Source organism: Microbacterium sp. Bi128 (genome assembly GCF_918698205.1).
On the sequence record NZ_CAKKMM010000760.1, the window covers coordinates 1 to 2,432 of the forward strand.

Annotated in this window: 2 protein-coding genes; both read left to right on the forward strand. The window is 70.9% G+C overall.

Annotation, left to right across the window (positions count from 1 at the left end; all coding sequences use genetic code 11):
* Positions 1 to 1,222 (forward strand): NAD(P)/FAD-dependent oxidoreductase (locus LQV45_RS25895; protein WP_230009512.1); only part of this gene is annotated, 1,222 nt, incomplete at its 5' end.
* A gap of 73 nt (positions 1,223 to 1,295) precedes the next feature.
* Positions 1,296 to 2,432 (forward strand): MFS transporter (locus LQV45_RS25900; protein ID WP_230009514.1); only part of this gene is annotated, 1,137 nt, incomplete at its 3' end.

Below are 2,432 nucleotides of genomic sequence, written 5' to 3' on the forward strand. Positions count from 1 at the left end.
GCTCACGGAGGCACTCTGGCCCACCATGACCGCGCCGCTGCTGGCGCGGTCCGCGGCGCGGGGCCTAGCCGCCCGGGCCGGGGCCGACGCGGCGTGGGAGGCCATGATCGAACATCCCATCGGACTTGCGATCAGCCGGGAGCTGGGCAGCGACCTGGTCCGTGGTGTGGTCCTGACGGATGCGCTGATCGGTACCTTCGCCCGGGCTGAGGATGAGGACCTGCAGCAAAACATCTGCTTCCTCTACCACCTGATCGGCGGCGGGACGGGGGACTGGGACGTGCCGGTCGGCGGCATGGGCGCGGTCTCCGGCGAGCTGGAGCGGGCCGCGCGCGACGCCGGCGCGACCATCCTGACCTCCGCGGACGTGACCGCCGTCCGGCCCGGCGGCGCCGTGGACTACCGCCACGGCGGGCGGGACCATTCGTCTTCCGCCCGGTGGGTGTTGTCCAATGTGGCGCCGGTGGTCCTCGACCGGCTGCGCGGCCGGCCTGCCGCCGACCTGTCAGCCGGCGCCGCCGCCGGCCCCAATCCGAACCATCAGCGCGAGGGTGCGCAGGTCAAGGTCAACCTCCTGCTCAAACGCCTCCCGGAGCTGCTGGACGGATCCGTCAGCCCCGAGGCCGCGTTCGGCGGGACGTTCCACATCAACGAGACCTGGTCCCAGCTCGACGCCGCCTACAGCACCGCCGCCGCAGGATCCGTGCCCTCGCCGCTGCCGTGCGAAATCTACTGCCACTCGCTGACCGACCCCAGCATCCTGTCCCCGGAACTGCAGGCCGCCGGCGCCCAGACACTGACCGTCTTCGGCCTGCACGTCCCGGACCGGCTGGTCACGGCGGAGAACAACGAGGACCGCCGCACCGAACTGCAGGCAGCCGTCCTGGCCTCCCTGAACTCCGTCCTGGCTGAGCCCGTCGAGGATCTGCTCATGACGGATCCGGACGGGCGGCCCTGCATTGAAACCAAGACCACCCTGGACATTGAACGCGCCGTCGGGATGCCCCGCGGCAATATCTTCCACGGCGGCCTCGACTGGCCTTTCGTGGAGGACGGCGAACCGCTGGACACCCCGGCGCGCCGCTGGGGCGTGGCGACGGATGATCCGCAGATCCTGCTCTGCGGCTCCGGTGCCCGCCGCGGCGGCGCCGTCAGTGCGATCGGCGGACACAACGCCGCCATGGCCGTGCTGGAATCGGAACCACCCCTGCGCCATGGGTGAACCGGTGCAATGGGTGAATCAGTGCAATGGATGAGCCGGCGCTATGGGTGAACCGGACCGTGGAGACACGCGCATGAACGCCTCCCCGCGCGGCGCGGACCCGGCCGGGGGCAGCTGGAGCCCGCGGCTGGCCCTGCTGGTCGCCGCGACGTTCTTCATGGAATTCCTCGACGGGACCGTCCTGACGACCGCCATACCCAGTATCGCCGCCGATTTCGCGGTGCCGGCCGCCGACGTGAACATCACCATGACCGCCTACCTGATGACGGTGGCGATGGGCATCCCGCTCAGCGGCTGGCTCGCGGAGCGGCTCGGTGCCCGCCGGGTGTTCTGTCTTGCCATCGCTATCTTCACGGCCGCGTCACTGCTCTGCGCGCTCAGCCAGGACCTGACCATGCTGACGCTGAGCCGTGTCCTGCAGGGTGCCGGCGGCGCCATGATGGTCCCGGTGGGCACGCTGGTGGTGCTCCGCGGCACACCGAAGAAGGACCTGCTGCGGGCAACGGCCTTCCTCGTGTGGCCCGGGCTGCTGGCCCCGGTCCTCGCCCCGCTGGTGGGCGGAGCGCTGACGACCTACCTGTCCTGGCACTGGATCTTCCTGGTCAACCTCCCCCTGGGCCTGGCGGCCTTACTGGCCGCGCTGCGCCTGGTCCCCCCAGTCCGCGGCGACAGCACGCGGCGCCTGGACTGGCTCGGACTGGTCCTGACCACGCTCGGGGTGGGATCCCGGCTGGTCGGCCTGGAATTGATGGGCGGCCGGGACGCCGGACTGCTGGCGGCCGCGGGGATCGCTGCGGGCCTGCTGTTCCTGGCCGCCGCCGCGGCCTGGATGCGGCGGACCAGCACGCCGCTGTTCAATCTGTCCGTCTTCGGCACGCGGACGTTCCGCGCGACGGCGACGGGAGGCTTTGTGTACCGCCTGACCATCAGCGCGGTGCCGTTCCTGCTGCCGCTGATGTTCCAGGTCGGTTTCGGCTGGGACCCGCTGCGCGCCGGGGCGATGGTGTCGGCCGTGTTCGTGGGGAACATCGGGATCAAGCCCGCCACGACGCCCCTGATCCGGCGTTTCGGGTTCAAGCCCGTCCTGGTGTTCGCGTCGCTGGCCTCCGCGGCCACTTTTGCGCTATGCGCGCTGCTCGACGCCGGCACGCCGGAACCGCTGATTGTCGCGGTGCTGGTGGCCAGCGGGGCGTTCCGCTCGATCGGATTC